We start from the raw sequence: 18,302 nt of genomic DNA, 5'->3' as shown, positions 1-18,302 counted from the left end.
TGACATCAACTGTACCGTTAACCGGCACAACCGTTTCATAATCTTAAAGCTTGATTTCCACATCAACCCCGGCGGAAAGCTCGAGCTTCATAAGCGCATCAATGGTCTGCTGCGTTGGCTCAAGTATGTCCAGCAACCGTCTGTGGGTACGCATCTCAAACTGCTCACGGGACTTCTTGTCCACATGCGGAGAACGCAACACACAAAACTTGTTAATGGTGGTTGGCAGAGGGATCGGGCCAGCTACAGTTGCACCAGTACGCTTTGCCGTATCAACAATCTCTGAAGTGGATTGATCGATAAGCTTATGGTCGTAACCCTTAAGCCTGATGCGTATTTTCTGTGTCTGAATCATGCTCACTCCACCTTATTCGATAATTTTATTGATAACACCGGCGCCCACGGTACGGCCGCCTTCACGAATCGCGAAGCGCAACCCATCTTCCATGGCGATCGGGGTAATCAAGGTGCCTTCAATGGTCACGTTGTCACCAGGCATTACCATCTCAACGCCCTCTTGCAGCTTGACAACTCCGGTCACGTCCGTGGTCCGGAAGTAAAACTGAGGACGATATCCGTTAAAAAACGGGGTATGACGACCACCTTCATCCTTGGAAAGGATATAGGCTTCAGCCATGAATTTCGTATGCGGGGTGATGGAACCCGGTTTGGCCAGGACCTGGCCGCGCTCGATATCCTCACGCTTCAAGCCGCGCAGCAGGACGCCAACGTTATCGCCGGCCATACCCTCATCGAGAAGCTTACGGAACATCTCGACCCCGGTAACCGTGGTCTTGGCCGTATCGCGGATACCAACAACCTCGATCTCTTCCCCGACCTTTACCTTGCCGCGTTCAATACGACCGGTGGCAACGGTACCACGACCGGAGATGGAGAAAACATCTTCCACCGGCATCAGAAAGGGCTTATCAAGGGCACGGGCAGGCTCGGGAATAAAGCTGTCGCATGCGTCCATCAGGTCCCAGATGCACTTGGATGCAGCCTCGTCTTCCGGATTCTCAAGGGCCTTCAAGGCACTGCCCTGGATGATCGGGGTGTCGTCGCCGGGAAAACCGTACTTGGTAAGAAGCTCACGCAGCTCCATGTCAACCAACTCAATGAGTTCTGGATCGTCAACCATGTCGCACTTGTTCATGAAGACGACCATGGAGGGAACACCAACCTGACGAGCAAGCAGGATGTGCTCACGGGTCTGGGGCATGGGGCCGTCCGTTGCAGCAACAACCAGGATAGCGCCGTCCATCTGCGCCGCACCGGTGATCATGTTCTTAATGTAGTCAGCATGACCGGGGCAGTCCACATGGGCATAATGACGCAGGTTGGACTCGTATTCTACATGGGCGGTCGCAATAGTAATACCACGCTCTTTCTCTTCCGGAGCCTTATCGATCTGATCAAAAGCGGTCGCCTTGGCGAAACCCTTAAGTGACAGAACTCGGGTGATGGCCGCGGTCAAAGTGGTCTTGCCATGATCGATGTGGCCGATCGTGCCAATATTTACATGCGGTTTCTTGCGTTCAAATTTCTCTTTTGCCATGTCCTTTCCTCTTTATTTGCTTGCGTCTCGTTCGAGTTAAAGACCTCGAATCCGCTTAATTATCTTTGCACTCATATGATCCGGCACCCTGTCATATGCGGCAAATTGCATGGTAAAATTTGCTCGCCCCTGAGTGGCGGAACGTAACACCGTTGAATAACCAAACATCTCAGCCAGAGGCACCTGGGCTTTAACCGCCTGAAGGCCGCCAATCCGGTTCTCCATCCCAAGAATCTTTGCCCGCTTGGCCGTCAGGTCGGAAATGACCTCCCCGAGATACGACTCAGGCAGAGTTATCTCTACATCCATAACAGGCTCCAGCAAAACCGGAGAGGCTTCCGAAACGGCCTTCCGAAATGCCATGGCTGCGGCAACCCCAAAGGCCTGTTCGGTTGAATCATCATCGCGATAAGAGCCGTCAACCAAACTAACTTTCAAATCAACTATCGGAAAGCCGATCAAGGTCCCGGCATCGAGGCTATCGTGCACTGCTCTTTCGATGGCCGGAACAATTGCCGGAGGAATAACATCATCGGCAATACAACTTTCGAATTGAAAACCTTCACCGCGTTCAAGGGGTTCTATCTGCAACCAAACATGGCCATACTGACTTTTGCCAGCAGTCGTCGGATGCTCGAACTTCCCTTCTGCCTTCCCTAGGCTGGTTACGCTTTCTTTATACGCAACCTGCGGCTTACCAATATTTGCTCCGACCTTAAACTCTCGAATAAGTCGGTCGACAATAATTTCAAGATGAAGCTCACCCATCCCTGAAATAAGCGTCTGACCGGAATCAGGATCGATGGTCACAGAAAAGGAGGGATCTTCCAAGGCAATCTTTGCCAGGCTCTCCTTCAACTTTTCTTCGTCGGCCTTGCCTTTGGGCTCGATCGCAACACTTATAACCGGCTCGGGAAAATCCATGGTGTCGAGAGTAAATGTATCTCCCGACTCACAAAGCGAATCCCCAGTGATGGAAAAACGTAGCCCAACCACAGCCCCGATTTCCCCTGCCTTCAGCTCGCCAACCTCTTCCCGCTTATTGGCATGCATCTTGACAATTCGGCCGATCTTTTCCTTTTTTTTCTTTCCTGGGTTGTACACCCTATCCCCGACCTTCATAACGCCGGAATAGACACGCACATACGCCAAAATATCCACAAAAGGATCGGACGTCAGCTTAAAAACAAGGGCGGAAAGATTCTCATCTTCACTGGCCCTTCTCGTTTCCATCACACCATCTGCATTAACCCCCTGTACCGACGGAACATCGACAGGCGAAGGCAGATATGCAATTACTGCGTCCAGCAATGGCTGAACCCCTTTATTCTTAAAGGAGCTCCCACACAAAACGGGCACGACATCAAGATTCAGAGTTGCAGTCCTGATTGCCCGGTTGATATCATCAACCGATACAGGTTGCTCATTCAGAAATTTTTCCATGACCCAATCATCGAAGTCGGCCAACTTCTCGATAAGGGCCATTCTTGCGGCCGTAGACTCTTGTTTGAACTCTTCGGGGACAGGCTCGTACTCAACCCTGGATCCCTTTGTATCTTCATCAAAGCGCATCATTTTCTCTTCGACGAGATCAATGATACCCCTAAATGTCTCTTCCTTTCCAACCGGAAGCTGCAGAGGTAAAGGATTTGCTCCCAGCCTCTCTTCAAGCATCTCGACGCAGCGGTAAAAATTAGCCCCGAGCCGGTCCATCTTATTTATGTAGGCAATCCGGGGGATCTTATAATGATCCGCCTGACGCCAAACTGTTTCAGACTGGGGCTCAACCCCTCCCACCGCACAAAAAATTGCGATGGCGCCGTCCAAAACCCTAAGGCACCGTTCCACTTCAACAGTGAAATCAACATGCCCCGGTGTATCAATTATATTGATGGTGTGGTCTTTCCACTGACAGGTTGTGGCCGCGGAGGTAATGGTAATACCGCGTTCCTGCTCCTGCTCCATCCAGTCCATGACAGCATTGCCATCATGAACCTCGCCCATCCGGTGAGAACGCCCCGTATAATAGAGAATGCGCTCTGTCGTTGTTGTCTTCCCGGCATCAATATGGGCCATAATGCCTATATTGCGCAGGTACCGCAGCGAATCTTTCACAACCACTTGCCTTCCCCTGGACACTTATTTTACAGGCTGGAAAAACCAACCCGCCCGACAAGGATTGGTGTTAATACCCCCTCCCCGCGGTTTTGTCAACCAAGGAAAACCAAGAGCCCAATAATTACCAGCGGTAATGGGCAAATGCCTTGTTGGCATCGGCCATACGGTGCGTATCTTCGCGTTTTTTCACTGCCGCGCCACGGTTATTGTAGGCATCAGCAAGTTCTCCGGCCAGCTTATCAGCCATGGTTTTCCCAGGTCTTTTCTGAGCAAAGGCAACCAACCAGCGAATAGCCAGGGCATTTCTTCTTTCAGGACGAACCTCAACCGGCACCTGATAGGTAGCACCACCCACCCGCCGAGATTTCACCTCAAGCCGGGGGCGCACTTTCTCCAAGGCTTTTTCAAAGACCACGATCGGATCGGCCTCGGTGATACGGCTCTCGATCATATCCATGGCGCCGTAAAAAATGCCCCGAGCTATACTCTTCTTGCCACACTCCATCAGCCCGTTAACAAACTTGGAAACGAGCACACTATTAAAACGCGGATCCGGTTCGATCGGGCGTCTTGCAACAAGTCTTTTTCTAGGCATCTCTAAAACTCCTTCTCACACAGTAGGCAAACCGCTTATTTCGGGCGCTTGGCTCCGTACTTGGAACGACCCTGCTTACGGTTAGCAACACCAAGGGTATCCAAGGTACCACGAATGATATGGTAACGGACACCGGGAAGATCCTTCACCCTGCCACCGCGAATCAGGACAACGGAATGCTCCTGAAGGTTATGGCCAATACCTGGGATATACGAGGTAACCTCGATCCCGTTGGTCAGCCGCACCCTGGCAACCTTTCTCAAGGCTGAGTTTGGCTTCTTGGGGGTAGTGGTATATACACGGACGCAAACACCACGTTTCTGCGGAGAACCCTTCAACGCAGGCGTATTGGTTTTGCTGATCTTTACTTTCCGTCCGTGCCGCACCAGCTGATTAATGGTTGGCATTGAAATCGACTCCCATAGTACTGATATTAATTAGTAGCATCTTCCTCTTGCCAAACTCCACTGCGCGGCATAGGAAAACGGCATATTTACTCGAAGGGCGAATGCTTGTCAAGGCAAATATATATTATTTGTCCACTCCACCCGTATAGTCAGCAAAGCCTGTTCCCGCAGGGACCAATCGTCCCATGATCACGTTCTCTTTCAGGCCCCTTAAAGTATCGATCTTTCCGGCCATGGCCGCATTGGTCAAGACCTTGGTGGTTTCCTGGAAAGAGGCCGCGGAAATGAAGCTGTCGGTGCTGAGGGAGGCTTTTGTCACGCCAAGGAGCAACGGTTCCGCCGTTGCCGGCCGGCCATCTTCCTGGAGAAGCTTTTCATTCTCCTCCTTAAACCGCCACCACTCGACATGCTCGCCCAACATAAAGGTGGAATCACCCACCCCGGTGATCTGAACCCGACGCAGCATCTGGCGAACGATAACCTCGATGTGCTTGTCGTTGATCTTTACACCCTGGAGACGATACACCTCCTGGATCTCGTTCACCAGGAACTTGGCCAGCTCCTTGACACCCATAACGCGGAGGATGTCATTGGGATCTGGAGAGCCATCCATCAAGGCCTCACCGGCCTTAACATAATCGCCCTCGTGCACGCTGACATGCTTGCCTTTGGGGATAAGATATTCCTTGGCCTCGCCCACCTCCGGGGTAATAATAACCCGCTTCTTGCCCTTAAGATCCTTACCAAGGCTTACCTGCCCATCAATCTCGGTAATGACCGCATACTCCTTGGGCTTACGAACCTCAAAGAGTTCGGCAATTCGGGGAAGACCGCCGGTGATATCCTTTGTTTTCGTGGTTTCCCGTGGAATCTTGCCCAGCACGGTTCCCGGCTCAATGACGGTATCTTCCCCAACCGAAATCAAGGCACCAACCGGCAGGGAATATCGGGCGGGAGAACCGGTTTTGGGCAACTTTGCCGTTTTGCCGGTTTCATCCTTCAGGGTAATACGGGGGTTATGCTGCCCTGAGCGGGAAGGAACAATAACATGGCTTGATTTCCCGGTAACCGGGTCAACACGCTCCTGCATGGTGACACCCTCGAGGATGTCACCAAATTTGACCACGCCGCCGATCTCGCTGACGATGGGGATGGTATATGGGTCCCAATTGGCAATCAGGGTATCCGGTTCAATGTCCGACCCCTCCTTGACAAAGATTTGCGCGCCATAGTTGATCTGATAGCGTTCCCGTTCCCGACCCTGGGCACCAATGATGGAGACAGCCGCATTCCGGTTCATGACAATCATGGTCCCGGCAATGTTCTGCACATAATGCATGTTCTGGAACTGCACGGTCCCGCCGTGCTGGCATCGGACCTCGGCCTGTTCCACGCTCCTGCTTGCGGTACCACCGATATGGAAGGTCCGCATGGTGAGCTGGGTGCCGGGCTCGCCGATGGATTGCGCGGCGATAATACCGACCGCCTCGCCCATGTTGACCATGTGCCCGCGGCCAAGATCACGCCCATAGCACGAACTGCAGACACCGCGCCGAGCCTGACAGGTAAGCACGGAACGGATCATCACCCGGTCAATACCGGCCTGCTCGATTTGCTTGACCTTGTCTTCGGTAATTTCTTCGTTGGCCTCGACAATAATCTCGCCGTTAAACGGATCGATCACATCTTCCAGGGCGACACGCCCCAAGATACGATCGCCCACGCGCTGGATCACCTCCCCGCCTTCGAGCAGGGCTTCCATCAAAATCCCGTCCAGGGTTTCACAATCCTTCTCGATGATGGTTGCATCCTGGGCCACATCCACCAACCGTCTGGTCAGATAACCGGAGTTTGCCGTTTTAAGCGCGGTATCCGCCAAGCCTTTCCGCGCACCGTGGGTGGAAATAAAATATTCCAGAACGTTCAGACCTTCCCGGAAGTTTGCCTTGATCGGGGTCTCGATGATCGCACCGGATGGCTTGGCCATCAAACCACGCATACCTGCAAGCTGCCGGATCTGGTCACGGCTGCCGCGGGCACCGGAATCGGCCATGATATAAATGGAGTTGAAACTGGGGGACTCAAACATCTTGTTGCTCTTGTCCCGCAGGTACTGGACACTCATTTCCTGCATCATATCATTGGCCACTTCATCGGTGGCGCGCGACCAGATATCAACGATCTTGTTGTACTTCTCACCATCGGTGATCAAGCCGTCCCGGTATTGCTGCTCAACCTCCATCACCGAATTTTCGGCTTTTGCTACCTGGACCTCCTTGGTCTCTGGAATCATCATGTCGTTGATGCAGATGGAGATGGATGCTCTGGTAGAGAATTCATACCCCATATCCTTGAGACGATCGGCCAGAATAACCGTAGCCTTGGTGCCGGCGTAGCGATAGGTATGATCAATGAGCTTGGCCAGCTGTTTTTTCCCCATCACCTGATTGACGTGGCTGAAAGGGACATTTTCCGGAAGCAGTTCCCCAAGGAGAACACGACCCACCGTGGTATCCACCAATTCACCCTGCCGCCGAACCTTGATCTTGGCCTGCAGATGCACGGCACCATGATCATAGGCCATGCGAACCTCGGCCGGAGAGCTGAAAACCTTGCCTTCACCCGCGGCGAAATGACGATCGCGACTCATATAGTAGAGACCGAGAACGATATCCTGGGAAGGAATGATAACCGGCTCACCGTGCGCCGGAGAAAGGATATTATTGGTGGACATCATCAAAACCCGGGCTTCCACCTGCGCCTCAACCGTAAGAGGCACATGCACGGCCATCTGATCCCCGTCAAAGTCTGCGTTGAACGCAGCACAGACCAGGGGATGCAACTGAATGGCCTTGCCCTCGATCAGTACCGGCTCAAAGGCCTGCATACCGAGACGATGCAGGGTGGGTGCCCGGTTGAGCATGATGGGATATTCCTTGACCACATCGTCGAGGACGTCCCAGACCTCCTTGGTCCCTTTCTCCACCATCTTGCGCGCGCTTTTGATGGTCGTCACATAGCCAAGCATCTCCAGCTTGTTGTAGATAAAGGGCTTGAAGAGCTCCAAGGCCATCTTCTTCGGCAGGCCACACTGATGCAACCGAAGATGCGGACCAACCACGATGACGGTACGACCGGAATAATCCACCCGTTTGCCGAGGAGATTCTGACGAAACCGTCCCTGTTTGCCCTTGAGCATATCGGAAAGCGATTTCAGCGGCCGCTTGTTGGGCCCGGTGATCACCTTACCACGCCGACCATTATCAAACAGTACGTCCACGGCCTCCTGCAGCATCCGCTTTTCATTACGGATGATAATCTCCGGGGCATCGAGTTCCAGCAACCGCTTCAGGCGGTTATTCCGGTTGATTACCCGACGATACAGGTCGTTGAGATCAGAAGTGGCAAAACGTCCGCCTTCCAGAGGCACGAGGGGACGCAAGTCAGGAGGCAGCACCGGGATAACATCGAGGATCATCCAATCGGGCTTGTTGCCGGACTCATGAAAAGCCTCGACCACATTCAACCGCTTGGCCAATTTTTTGCGCTTGGCCTCGGAACCGGTTTCCCGCATCTCCTGGCGCAGCACCTTGGATAAGGGCTCTAGCTCGAGCTTCTGCATCATCTCCTGGATGGCCGCCGCGCCAATGCCAACGCTAAACTTACCGGGAAAATCTTCCCTGGCCTGACGATAGGCTTCTTCGGTCAGCAGAGAGCTGACTGGCAAAGAGGGCTCATCGGAGGCAGTAATCACATAGGAATCAAAATAGAGTACCTTTTCCAGCTCCTTCAGGGTCATATCGAGGATATTGCCGATTTTACTCGGCAAACTCTTGAGAAACCAAATATGGGCGACAGGCGCGGCCAACTCGATATGCCCCAACCTTTCCCGCCGGACCTTGGACTGGATAACCTCAACCCCGCACTTTTCACAGACCACGCCGCGGTGCTTCATGCGCTTGTATTTGCCGCAATTGCATTCGTAATCTTTGACCGGCCCGAAGATCTTGGCGCAAAACAGTCCTTCGCGCTCCGGCTTAAAAGTCCGATAATTAATGGTCTCCGGTTTTTTCACCTCACCATGAGACCAGTCGCGAATTTTTTCCGGCGAGGCCAAGGAGATTCGCACGGCATTGAATTTTAACGGTCCTTTCGGATTGGAAAAAAAGCTGAAAAGTTCTTCCACGGCAGCACCCTTATCTATGTTGAATAATCAAATCTCTTCGAACGGCAAGATCCTCTGGACCTAAACTTCCGGTTTCTCGTCAAGCAGTTCCATATCAAGACACAACCCCTGGAGTTCTTTCACCAAGACATGGAAAGATTCCGGCAAGCCTGCCTCAAGAAAGTTATTGCCCTTAACGATTCGCTCGTATGTCCTTGTTCTACCGCCCACATCGTCAGACTTGACTGTTAAAAATTCCTGCAAAGTATATGCTGCGCCATACGCTTCCAAGGCCCAGACCTCCATTTCGCCAAGACGCTGTCCACCGAACTGCGCTTTGCCGCCGAGGGGCTGCTGGGTAACCAGCGAATAGGGCCCTGTGGAACGGGCATGGATTTTATCATCAACCAAATGATGGAGTTTCAGAATATACATGGTGCCAACGGTGACCGGGTTGTCAAATTTTTCCCCGGTCAACCCGTCATACAAGGTAGCCTGGCCGACCTCGTCCATTCCGGCCTCAACCAGGAGACTCCGGATCTCACTTTCATGGGCCCCGTCAAATACCGGGGTAGCCATATGCACACCCGATCCCATGCGCCGGGCAAGGACTAACAGATCATCATCCGACAACCCTTCGGTCAGCTTCGTGTATTCCTCTGCAGCATACACCTTCTTCAATTTTTCCTTCACTGCGGCAACCTGTTGCAGATCGGCAAGATTTTGAATCTGCTGGCCAAGTCTTTTGGCTGCCAGACCAAGATGCACCTCCAACAACTGCCCCACGTTCATACGAGACGGAACACCCAGGGGATTCAAAACAATATCCACCGTGGTACCATCGGCAAAATAAGGCATATCCTCTTCGGGCATGATCCGGGAAACAACACCCTTGTTACCATGGCGGCCGGCCATCTTATCGCCCACGGACAACTTGCGCTTGGTGGCGACATAGACCTTAACCATCCGAATAACGCCGGGGGGCAGATCATCCCCCTTCTTAAGTCTGGAAATCCTGGCCTCATACCGGTCTCTCACGAGCTTGACCTGGCTTTCATACCGCTCGAATAGAAGCGTCACTTCGCCTTCGAACTTGTCTTTTTCCGCATAGCTGATCAGCTTAATGGTAGAGAGAGACAACTGCTCAATCACTTCGCGGGAGATCTTCTTGCCCTTGGCAAGCAGAGCCTCGCCTTTTTTATCCTTGATCGCCGCAGTCGCGGTCTTGCCTTCGAGAAGATCGGCCAGACTGTTGCGGACACCCTTTTTCAGACAGTTGACCTCGTCTTCCATATCCCGCTCAAGGGTCTTGATCTCAAACTCATCAATGGCCAGGGTGCGTTCGTCTTTCTCTACGCCTTTGCGGGAAAATACCTTGGCGTCGATGACCACCCCTTCGGCCCCAGGAGGTACGCGGAGGGAGGTGTCTTTTACATCCCCGGCCTTTTCGCCGAAGATGGCGCGCAACAATTTTTCTTCCGGAGAAAGCTGGGTTTCCCCCTTGGGGGTTACCTTGCCCACCAGGATATCTCCGGACTTGATCTCTGCCCCGATCCGGATAACCCCGGACTCGTCGAGATTGCGCAACGCTTCCTCACTGACATTGGGGATATCGCGGGTGATTTCTTCCTTGCCCAATTTAGTATCACGGGCAACGGTCTCGAACACCTCGATATGGAGCGAGGTATAGGTATCCTTTTTCAGCATCTTCTCGCTGATCAGGATGGAGTCCTCAAAGTTGTAGCCCCGCCACGGCATGAACGCGATGGTCACGTTCTTGCCCAACGCCAATTCGCCCTGATCACAGGCCGGTCCGTCGGCGAGGATGTCTCCCTTTTTCACTCGGAGTCCGGGATTTACCAGAGGTCGCTGGGTAAAACAGGTATTCTGGTTTGATTTCTTGTATTTCTCAAGACGATAGATCCCGATGCCGGTGGTAAAGCCGTCGGTTCCTGGCTCATCGTAGCGAACAACGACCCGGTTGGCATCGACCTCTTCCACAACCCCATCACCACCGGCCAGCAAGCAAACACCGGAATCCTTGGCTACCGTTAATTCAAGGCCGGTCCCGACCAAAGGAGCCTTAGGGCGCAAAAGAGGAACGCCCTGGCGCTGCATGTTGGATCCCATCAAGGCTCGGTTGGCATCATCGTTCTCCAAAAAGGGGATAAGAGAGGCGGCAACACTCACCAACTGGTTCGGAGAAACATCCATCTGGGTTACGGCATCAGCCTCGGTGGAAAGAACCTCGCCATCCTGCCGAGCAATAAGCGTATCCGGAATAATCTTGCCTTTTCCGTCCAGCTCGGTTTTTGCCTGGGCAATGACATGCTCCTGTTCATCCAGAGCTGTCATGTAGGCAATTTCCTTCGTTGCCTTACGCCCCTTGACATTCCGGTATGGCGTTTCAATAAAACCGAATTCATTGACCCGGGCATAGGTGGCAAGTGAAACAATAAGGCCGATGTTCGGACCCTCGGGGGTTTCTACGGGGCAAATCCGGCCATAATGGGTCGGATGGACATCGCGGACCTCAAAGCCCGCACGCTCGCGGGAAAGACCACCCGGTCCAAGCGCGCTCAACCGACGCTTATGGGTTACCTCGGACAAGGGGTTGGTCTGATCCATGAACTGGGAAAGCTGGCTGGTGCCAAAGAATTCCTTGATCGCGGCGGTAATCGGCTTGGGATTGATCAGGTCATGGGGCATCAAGGCCTCAACCTCCTGAATACTCATCCGCTCGCGAATTGCGCGTTCCATCCGGACAAGGCCCATGCGATACTGGTTTTCCACCAGCTCGCCAACCGTACGAACGCGACGATTGCCAAGGTGATCAATGTCGTCAATGGGGCCCTGGCTGTCTTTGAGACGCACCAGATACCTTACCGCCAACATGATGTCGTCCTTGGTCAGGGTGCGGTGCTCGATATCGGTGTTCACCCCCAACCGGGCATTGATCTTAAAACGGCCAACCTCGGAAAGGTCATAGGTGTCGGCGCTGAAAAACAAATTCTCGAAAAATGCTGAGGCGATTTCGTGGGTTGGGGGGCTGCTGGGCCGCAGTCTGCGGTATATTTCAAGCAACGCCTCTTCCGGGGTACTCACCTTGTCCAGAGCCAGGGTTTTACGGAAAGAGTCGGAAACCTTGATCCCGTCGATGAAGAGGAGTTCAAATTCCGAAATCTTGGCCGCAACAATCTCCTCAAGCATCGTCTCGGTCAACTCGGTATTGCAGGGGAAAATGATCTCGCCACTCTTGGGATCAACGATATCCCGGGCAAGAAACTTGCCAACCAGACTCTCCGCCTCTATATCAAAATGGGTGACCCCAGCTTCGAAAATCTTCTTGGCCAGTGCTTTACCGATCTTGCGGCCGTCTTTGGCAATAATTTCCCCGGTTTTCGGATCAACGATATCATGGGTTACTTTCTGCCCAACCATCAGATCGGGGGAGAATTCTTTCTTGAATTTTTTCCGGCTCACGGAGATTTTTTCCGTATCGTAATAGTAACGCAAGAGCTCATCACCACTGTAGCCAAGGGCCTTAAGCAGCGTGCTCACCGGAAACTTACGACGGCGGTCGATACGGACGTAGAGAATATCCTTGGCGTCAAACTCAAGATCAATCCACGAGCCGCGCACCGGGATAATTCTGGCCGAATAAAGAAGCTTGCCGCCGGAATGGGTTTTTCCGCCGTCATGGCTGTAAAAAAGGCCGGGCGAACGCTGTAACTGACTGACGATAACCCTTTCGGTCCCGTTGACAACATAGACCCCGGTTTTGGTCATCAAGGGCATGCTGCCCAGGTAAACCGCCTGCTCTTTAATATCACGGATATTCTGCACACCGGTTTCGGCATCGGTATCATAGGAAACAAGGCGCACTGTAATCTTAACGGGAACCTCGTAGGTCATACCCCGCTGAATACATTCATCCACGGAATATTTCGGATCTCCAAAGTTATAGCGCACAAACTCAAGAGAACAGGTGCCATTGAAATCCTGTATGGGGAATACACTCTTAAATATCCCCTGCAAACCGCTGTCCGAGCGCTGATCTGGCTCTGTAGCCATTTGCAGAAACTTTTCGTAAGACAGGCGCTGCATCTCGATGAGATGTGGGATCTCAACAATACTCTTGGTTTTAGCGAAACTTTTCCGAACTCGTTTGATAGTTTGCATGCAGCAATACCCTCATCTGTTTAGCGGTAGCGGAAGGGAACGGGCTCCCCGGTGTGGAGCGTCAGGAGGTGCTTTGTGCCATAATTCATGGTGGCCAAATCTCTCCCTTTGATAAGAACGCAAGAACGCTACGGGGTTTCCCCCGTAGCGTCGCTGCATCTCTTGTTGATCCCTGGGGCTTTTGGTCAGCCCCAGAATATGCTATTTTTTCTTGCTGAAACCTGAGCAGCTCAGCAAGAAAGCCATACGAAGTTTACACTACTTGATCTCTACAGTTCCACCGGCAGCCTCAATCTTGGCTTTGATATCGGCAGCTTCATCTTTGGATACGCCTTCCTTGATCGGGCTGGGTGCGCCTTCGACCAAATCCTTGGCTTCCTTGAGACCAAGAGAGGTGATGGCGCGAACCTCTTTGATGACGCCGATCTTTTTGTCGCCAGCGGTGACGAGGATTACGTCAAACTCGGTTTTCTCTTCGGCAGCCGCAACTTCACCGCCGGCAGCGGGGCCAGCCATCATTGCTACCGGAGCGGCAGCGGAAACGCCAAACTTATCTTCAAGTTCCTTGATGAGCTCGGAAAGCTCGAGAACGGTCATGTTAGAGATAAAATCAATTACATCTTCCTTTGATACTGCCATTGCTATATCCTCCAAATACTATTCTTGTTTAGTTGTCGCCCTGACCTTTCTGGTCTTTTATTGCCTGCAATGCATACAACGCCTTTTGTGGTACAGCGCTGAGCACCCGTACAAAACTGGTGGGAACAGCGAGCATGACTGCAAGCAGTTGCGCGCGGAGTTCGTCCTTGCCAGGCAATGTGGACAATGCCTTGAGATCGTCTGCCGTAAGCAATTTGCCATCTAAAACAGCCACCTTGATCTCAAGCTTTGGGTTCGTCTTAATAAACTCAACCAAAACTTTAGCCGGTGCCACCGGATCCCCATCCGCAAAAGTAACAGCCGTTGTTCCTTCCAGGAACTGATCCATGGGCTCAAAAGGCGTACCTTTGATAGCCCGGCGCAGCAAGGTGTTTTTTGCGACACGGATTTCGGCGTTGCTCTGCTTGAGGTCACGGCGGAGTTGTGAGATGACAGGCACGGTCAGACCACGATAATCGGAAACAACCGCAAACTTGGCATGGGCCAATCTGCTGCTGAGTTCCTCGACTACCGCAACCTTATCGTCTCGATTCAATTCCTCTACCTCCTTTAAACTAACAACATATTAGGGTTAGCGAGAAGCAGTCGAGGTCGACCGGTACAGACGAATAGGCTCTTTCCAGAAAATGAAAACAACCCATGTGACGACACTGCGAAAAGCAATGACATTCCGCCTCGGCAGGCCCGCGCTTTGAGTCTCTCAGAGAACCAAAACGCCGATTAAACCTTTAGGTACCCACGGTCTTTGACGACTTAACTGCTTAAAACAAAATATATAAAAAACGCTGGTTGCAACCAGCGGGGACAACATGCATCAGGCGTGCTTGCAAAGAACCCGCAACTCCATGGGATCAAGCCTCAAACCAGGCCCCATGGTGGTGGACAAGAAAATCGCCTTCAAATAAACGCCCTTACTGGAAGAGGGCTTGAGCTGAATAACCTTGTCAACAAAGGCCAAAATATTTTCCTGCAATTTTTCGGTACCAAAGGAGGACTTCCCAACCATACAGTGGAGAACCCCGGCCTTATCAACCTTGAAATCAACCTTGCCGGACTTGATTTCCTTGACGACCCGGCCGACATCGAAAGTGACCGTGCCAAGCTTGGCATTGGGCATCAAATTGCGGGGTCCGAGGATCTTGCCGATCTTGCCCACGGTTCCCATCATATCAGGGGTGGCAATGGTCTTATCAAATTCAAGCCAGCCGCCTTGGATCTTCTCGAGAAGCTCATCCCCGCCAGCATAATCAGCGCCGGCATCAAGAGCTTCCTGGACCTTTTCACCCTTGGCAAAAACAAGGACACGCTCGGTTTTGCCAGTACCATTAGGGAGAACTACGCTGCTCCGCACCATCTGCTCGGCATGGCGAGGGTCAACGCCAAGATTGAGAGCCAAATCAACCGACTCATCAAACTTTGCGAACTTACTCTGTAACGCGAGAGTAACAGCTTCTTCCAGATTATAAGCCTTCACCGGATCAAGCTGTGCAGCACTGTTTTTATATTGCTTGCCTTTCTTTGCCATGGCGATCTCCAAACTTTCAAGCCTTCCACATCAGAAGTGCTACGGTTAACCAATTAAAAATCTATTAAACATCGTCAACCGTAGATCAATCGACGATTGTAATCCCGCAACTTCTCGCAGTTCCTTCGATAATCCGCATTGCGGCGTCAATATCGTAGGCGTTCAGATCGGGAAGTTTTCTCTCGGCAATTTCTTTAATCTTATCGCGGGTAATCTTCGCCACACGATCACGCTTGGGATTGCTGGATCCTTTACCAAGACTGCATGCTTTAAAAAGCAGAGTTGAGGCAGGAGGGGTCTTGGTAACAAAAGTAAACGACCGATCAGCATACACAGTAATCACTACAGGGATAACCGTATCGCCTTCCGACTGGGTTTTTGCATTAAACGCCTTGCAAAACTCCATAATATTGACGCCGCGCTGGCCAAGGGCCGGTCCAACAGGGGGGGACGGATTCGCTTTGCCGGCTGGAATCTGTAACTTTATGTATCCTTCAATCTTCTTAGCCATTGCTGGGACTCCCACATGTCGAAAACCGATTCCCTGCTCGTTACCCTGCCGCAAGACCCCAGTAAACCGACATCATAAATTTAGCGGAACAACTACCTCTATGTGCTACGCAATTCATGTCGCACTTGCAAAATAGTACGACTAGCCTTTACTCACCTGAATATATTCCAGCTCTACCGGGGTTTCGCGACCAAAGATGGAAACCAACACCCGGACCCGACCCTTTTCCGGAAAAACCTCATCCACAACACCTTGAAAATTGGTGAATGGCCCATCGATAACCCGGACAACATCGCCAAATTCAAAAGAAACTTTAGGCTTTGGCTTGAGAGCGCCATCCTTGATCCGGCCAATAATCTTCATGGCCTCTTCATCGGAAAGAGGCTCCGGGCTCATATCGTTACCGACGAAACCTGTTACCTTCAGGGTGCCCCGAACTGTATGCCAGGTTTCATCATTCAGATCGACGTTTACCAGAATATAGCCTGGAAAAAACTTACGGGACGAGGTTTTCCGTGCGCCCTTCACCATTTCAACAACTTGTTCGGTAGGAACAAGAATTTCCCCAAACAGCTCTTCCTGACCAGCAGTTTTAATGCGCTCAAGCATGCTGGTTTTCACCTGCTCTTCAAAGCCGGAGTATGTATGAACAATATACCAGTGACGTGCCATAATGCTGTCTCTCTCCCGGCTTACGCTGGCTTCCTACCGCAAAACATAACCGATTATTTTCCCCAGCAGCAGATCAACAGCTCCCAAATAAAAGGAGATGATCATCACCAGAACTACAACTACCGCCGTAGTGCCAACAGTCTGTTTTTTGGCCGGCCAAACGATCTTGCCGAATTCATTTTTCACTTCATTGGCAAATTCTTTAATCCGACCCGGCCTGAATGCAGATCCCTGCTCAGGATCATTGCCCGCGACTTTTTTACTTTTAGCCAATCGGTCTTCCTTGCTTGCCATAATGATCGTCTCTTCCTGCACAGGCTGATCGTTCTTACACATGAAGGGTGGAGTTCGGGCACAATGAAAAGCACCGACTATCCAAATAACTACTTCGCCCCCTCATACCAGAAAAGGGCGAAGCAATCACAATCTCTCGTCTCTGGCAGGCCAGGAGGGACTCGAACCCCCAGCCCTCGGATTTGGAGTCCGATGCTCTACCATTAGAGCTACTGGCCTAAAAACTATTTCGTTTCCTTGTGCAGGGTATGCGATCTGCAAAAAGGGCAAAACTTTTTGAACTCAAGCTTGCTCGGAGTAGACCGCTTGTTCTTGGTCGTGGTGTAGTTACGTCTTTTGCAGGTCTGACAACCCAATGTAATAATATCTCGCATCTAATTTCCTCTATTCCAGTCAAAACCGTGCTGGCGACTATTCGATAATTTTATTGATAACACCGGCGCCCACGGTACGGCCGCCTTCACGAATCGCGAAGCGCAACCCATCTTCCATGGCGATCGGGGTAATCAAGGTGCCTTCAATGGTCACGTTGTCACCAGGCATTACCATCTCAACGCCCTCTTGCAGCTTGACAACTCCGGTCACGTCCGTGGTCCGGAAGTAAAACTGAGGACGATATCCATTAAAAAACGGGGTATGACGACCACCTTCATCCTTGGAAAGGATATAGGCTTCAGCCATGAATTTCGTATGCGGAGTAATGGAACCCGGTTTGGCCAGGACCTGGCCGCGCTCGATATCCTCACGCTTCAAGCCGCGCAGCAGGACGCCAACGTTATCGCCGGCCATACCCTCATCGAGAAGCTTACGGAACATCTCGACCCCGGTAACCGTGGTCTTGGCCGTATCGCGGATACCAACAACCTCGATCTCTTCCCCGACCTTTACCTTACCGCGCTCGATACGACCGGTGGCAACGGTACCACGACCGGAGATGGAGAAAACATCTTCCACCGGCATCAGAAAGGGCTTATCAAGGGCGCGGGCAGGCTCGGGAATAAAGCTGTCGCATGCGTCCATCAGGTCCCAGATGCACTTGGATGCAGCCTCGTCTTCCGGATTCTCAAGGGCCTTCAAGGCGCTGCCCTGGATGATCGGGGTGTCGTCGCCGGGAAAACCGTACTTGGTAAGAAGCTCACGCAGCTCCATGTCAACCAACTCGATGAGTTCGGGATCGTCAACCATGTCGCACTTGTTCATGAAGACGACCATGGAGGGAACACCAACCTGACGAGCAAGCAGGATGTGCTCACGGGTCTGGGGCATGGGGCCGTCCGTTGCAGCAACAACCAGGATAGCGCCGTCCATCTGCGCCGCACCGGTGATCATGTTCTTAATGTAGTCAGCATGACCGGGGCAGTCCACATGGGCATAATGACGCAGGTTGGACTCGTATTCTACATGGGCGGTCGCAATAGTAATACCACGCTCTTTCTCTTCCGGAGCCTTATCGATCTGATCAAAAGCGGTCGCCTTGGCGAAACCCTTAAGTGACAGAACTCGGGTGATGGCCGCGGTCAAAGTGGTCTTACCATGATCGATGTGGCCGATCGTGCCAATATTTACATGCGGTTTCTTGCGTTCAAATTTCTCTTTTGCCATGTCCTTCTCCTCC

Annotated in this window: 15 protein-coding genes and 1 tRNA gene; all 16 read right to left on the bottom strand. The window is 52.0% G+C overall.

Annotated features, from left to right (window positions below):
- Positions 1-43: 43 nt before the first annotated feature.
- Positions 44-352: a 30S ribosomal protein S10 gene (gene rpsJ, locus OLX77_RS07205; RefSeq protein ID WP_307634065.1), complete on the bottom strand. Its 309-nt coding sequence runs from the start codon at positions 350-352 to the stop codon at positions 44-46.
- A 15-nt stretch (positions 353-367) separates the two neighbouring features.
- On the bottom strand, positions 368-1,558 hold the full coding sequence (tuf, locus tag OLX77_RS07200; RefSeq protein ID WP_307632904.1) for an elongation factor Tu: 1,191 nt from the start codon (positions 1,556-1,558) through the stop codon (positions 368-370).
- Between the two features lie 36 nt (positions 1,559-1,594).
- Positions 1,595-3,679 carry an elongation factor G gene (gene fusA / locus OLX77_RS07195; protein ID WP_307632916.1) on the bottom strand — a complete coding sequence of 695 codons (2,085 nt, stop codon included), beginning with the start codon at positions 3,677-3,679 and terminating at the stop codon, positions 1,595-1,597.
- Between the two features lie 118 nt (positions 3,680-3,797).
- Complete coding sequence (gene rpsG, locus OLX77_RS07190; RefSeq protein WP_307632915.1) at positions 3,798-4,271, bottom strand: 30S ribosomal protein S7; 474 nt, start codon at positions 4,269-4,271, stop codon at positions 3,798-3,800.
- A gap of 35 nt (positions 4,272-4,306) precedes the next feature.
- Positions 4,307-4,678, bottom strand: a complete 372-nt coding sequence (gene rpsL / locus OLX77_RS07185; RefSeq protein ID WP_307632914.1) for a 30S ribosomal protein S12 — start codon at positions 4,676-4,678, stop codon at positions 4,307-4,309.
- A 124-nt stretch (positions 4,679-4,802) separates the two neighbouring features.
- Positions 4,803-8,864: a DNA-directed RNA polymerase subunit beta' gene (rpoC, locus tag OLX77_RS07180; protein WP_307632913.1), complete on the bottom strand. Its 4,062-nt coding sequence runs from the start codon at positions 8,862-8,864 to the stop codon at positions 4,803-4,805.
- Between the two features lie 60 nt (positions 8,865-8,924).
- Positions 8,925-13,025, bottom strand: a complete 4,101-nt coding sequence (gene rpoB, locus OLX77_RS07175; protein WP_307632912.1) for a DNA-directed RNA polymerase subunit beta — start codon at positions 13,023-13,025, stop codon at positions 8,925-8,927.
- 258 nt (positions 13,026-13,283) lie between these two features.
- Positions 13,284-13,664 (bottom strand): 50S ribosomal protein L7/L12, encoded by a 381-nt coding sequence (rplL, locus tag OLX77_RS07170; RefSeq protein WP_307632911.1) that lies wholly within the window; start codon positions 13,662-13,664, stop codon positions 13,284-13,286.
- Between the two features lie 28 nt (positions 13,665-13,692).
- Positions 13,693-14,220, bottom strand: coding sequence for a 50S ribosomal protein L10 (gene rplJ, locus OLX77_RS07165; protein WP_307632910.1), 528 nt, complete (start codon positions 14,218-14,220; stop codon positions 13,693-13,695).
- Between the two features lie 279 nt (positions 14,221-14,499).
- Positions 14,500-15,210 (bottom strand): 50S ribosomal protein L1, encoded by a 711-nt coding sequence (gene rplA / locus OLX77_RS07160; RefSeq protein WP_307632909.1) that lies wholly within the window; start codon positions 15,208-15,210, stop codon positions 14,500-14,502.
- Positions 15,211-15,295: 85 nt separating this feature from the next.
- On the bottom strand, positions 15,296-15,721 hold the full coding sequence (gene rplK / locus OLX77_RS07155; RefSeq protein ID WP_307632908.1) for a 50S ribosomal protein L11: 426 nt from the start codon (positions 15,719-15,721) through the stop codon (positions 15,296-15,298).
- A 141-nt stretch (positions 15,722-15,862) separates the two neighbouring features.
- Positions 15,863-16,393 (bottom strand): transcription termination/antitermination protein NusG, encoded by a 531-nt coding sequence (gene nusG / locus OLX77_RS07150; RefSeq protein WP_307632907.1) that lies wholly within the window; start codon positions 16,391-16,393, stop codon positions 15,863-15,865.
- A gap of 33 nt (positions 16,394-16,426) precedes the next feature.
- Positions 16,427-16,687 carry a preprotein translocase subunit SecE gene (gene secE / locus OLX77_RS07145; protein ID WP_307632906.1) on the bottom strand — a complete coding sequence of 87 codons (261 nt, stop codon included), beginning with the start codon at positions 16,685-16,687 and terminating at the stop codon, positions 16,427-16,429.
- A gap of 143 nt (positions 16,688-16,830) precedes the next feature.
- Positions 16,831-16,906, bottom strand: a tRNA-Trp gene (locus tag OLX77_RS07140).
- Positions 16,907-16,911: 5 nt separating this feature from the next.
- On the bottom strand, positions 16,912-17,061 hold the full coding sequence (gene rpmG, locus OLX77_RS07135) for a 50S ribosomal protein L33 (RefSeq protein WP_307632905.1): 150 nt from the start codon (positions 17,059-17,061) through the stop codon (positions 16,912-16,914).
- 37 nt (positions 17,062-17,098) lie between these two features.
- On the bottom strand, positions 17,099-18,289 hold the full coding sequence (gene tuf, locus OLX77_RS07130) for an elongation factor Tu (protein ID WP_307632904.1): 1,191 nt from the start codon (positions 18,287-18,289) through the stop codon (positions 17,099-17,101).
- Between the last annotated feature and the right edge of the window lie 13 nt (positions 18,290-18,302).

This window comes from Thiovibrio frasassiensis, assembly GCF_029607905.1.
Classification (GTDB): domain Bacteria; phylum Desulfobacterota; class Desulfobulbia; order Desulfobulbales; family Desulfurivibrionaceae; genus Thiovibrio; species Thiovibrio frasassiensis.
Note: the sequence above shows the minus strand (reverse complement) of the source record. Positions and strands in the feature narration are given on the sequence as shown.

Excerpts from the sequence above, each read along its gene's own strand:
- tuf (WP_307632904.1), bottom strand. The coding sequence starts at position 1,558 with ATGGCAAAAGAGAAATTTGAACGCAAGAAACCGCATGTAAATATTGGC.
- rpsG (WP_307632915.1), bottom strand. The coding sequence starts at position 4,271 with ATGCCTAGAAAAAGACTTGTTGCAAGACGCCCGATCGAACCGGATCCG.
- rpsL (WP_307632914.1), bottom strand. The coding sequence starts at position 4,678 with ATGCCAACCATTAATCAGCTGGTGCGGCACGGACGGAAAGTAAAGATC.
- rpoB (WP_307632912.1), bottom strand. The coding sequence starts at position 13,025 with ATGCAAACTATCAAACGAGTTCGGAAAAGTTTCGCTAAAACCAAGAGT.
- rplL (WP_307632911.1), bottom strand. The coding sequence starts at position 13,664 with ATGGCAGTATCAAAGGAAGATGTAATTGATTTTATCTCTAACATGACC.
- rplA (WP_307632909.1), bottom strand. The coding sequence starts at position 15,210 with ATGGCAAAGAAAGGCAAGCAATATAAAAACAGTGCTGCACAGCTTGAT.
- rplK (WP_307632908.1), bottom strand. The coding sequence starts at position 15,721 with ATGGCTAAGAAGATTGAAGGATACATAAAGTTACAGATTCCAGCCGGC.
- nusG (WP_307632907.1), bottom strand. The coding sequence starts at position 16,393 with ATGGCACGTCACTGGTATATTGTTCATACATACTCCGGCTTTGAAGAG.
- secE (WP_307632906.1), bottom strand. The coding sequence starts at position 16,687 with ATGGCAAGCAAGGAAGACCGATTGGCTAAAAGTAAAAAAGTCGCGGGC.
- rpmG (WP_307632905.1), bottom strand. The coding sequence starts at position 17,061 with ATGCGAGATATTATTACATTGGGTTGTCAGACCTGCAAAAGACGTAAC.
- tuf (WP_307632904.1), bottom strand. The coding sequence starts at position 18,289 with ATGGCAAAAGAGAAATTTGAACGCAAGAAACCGCATGTAAATATTGGC.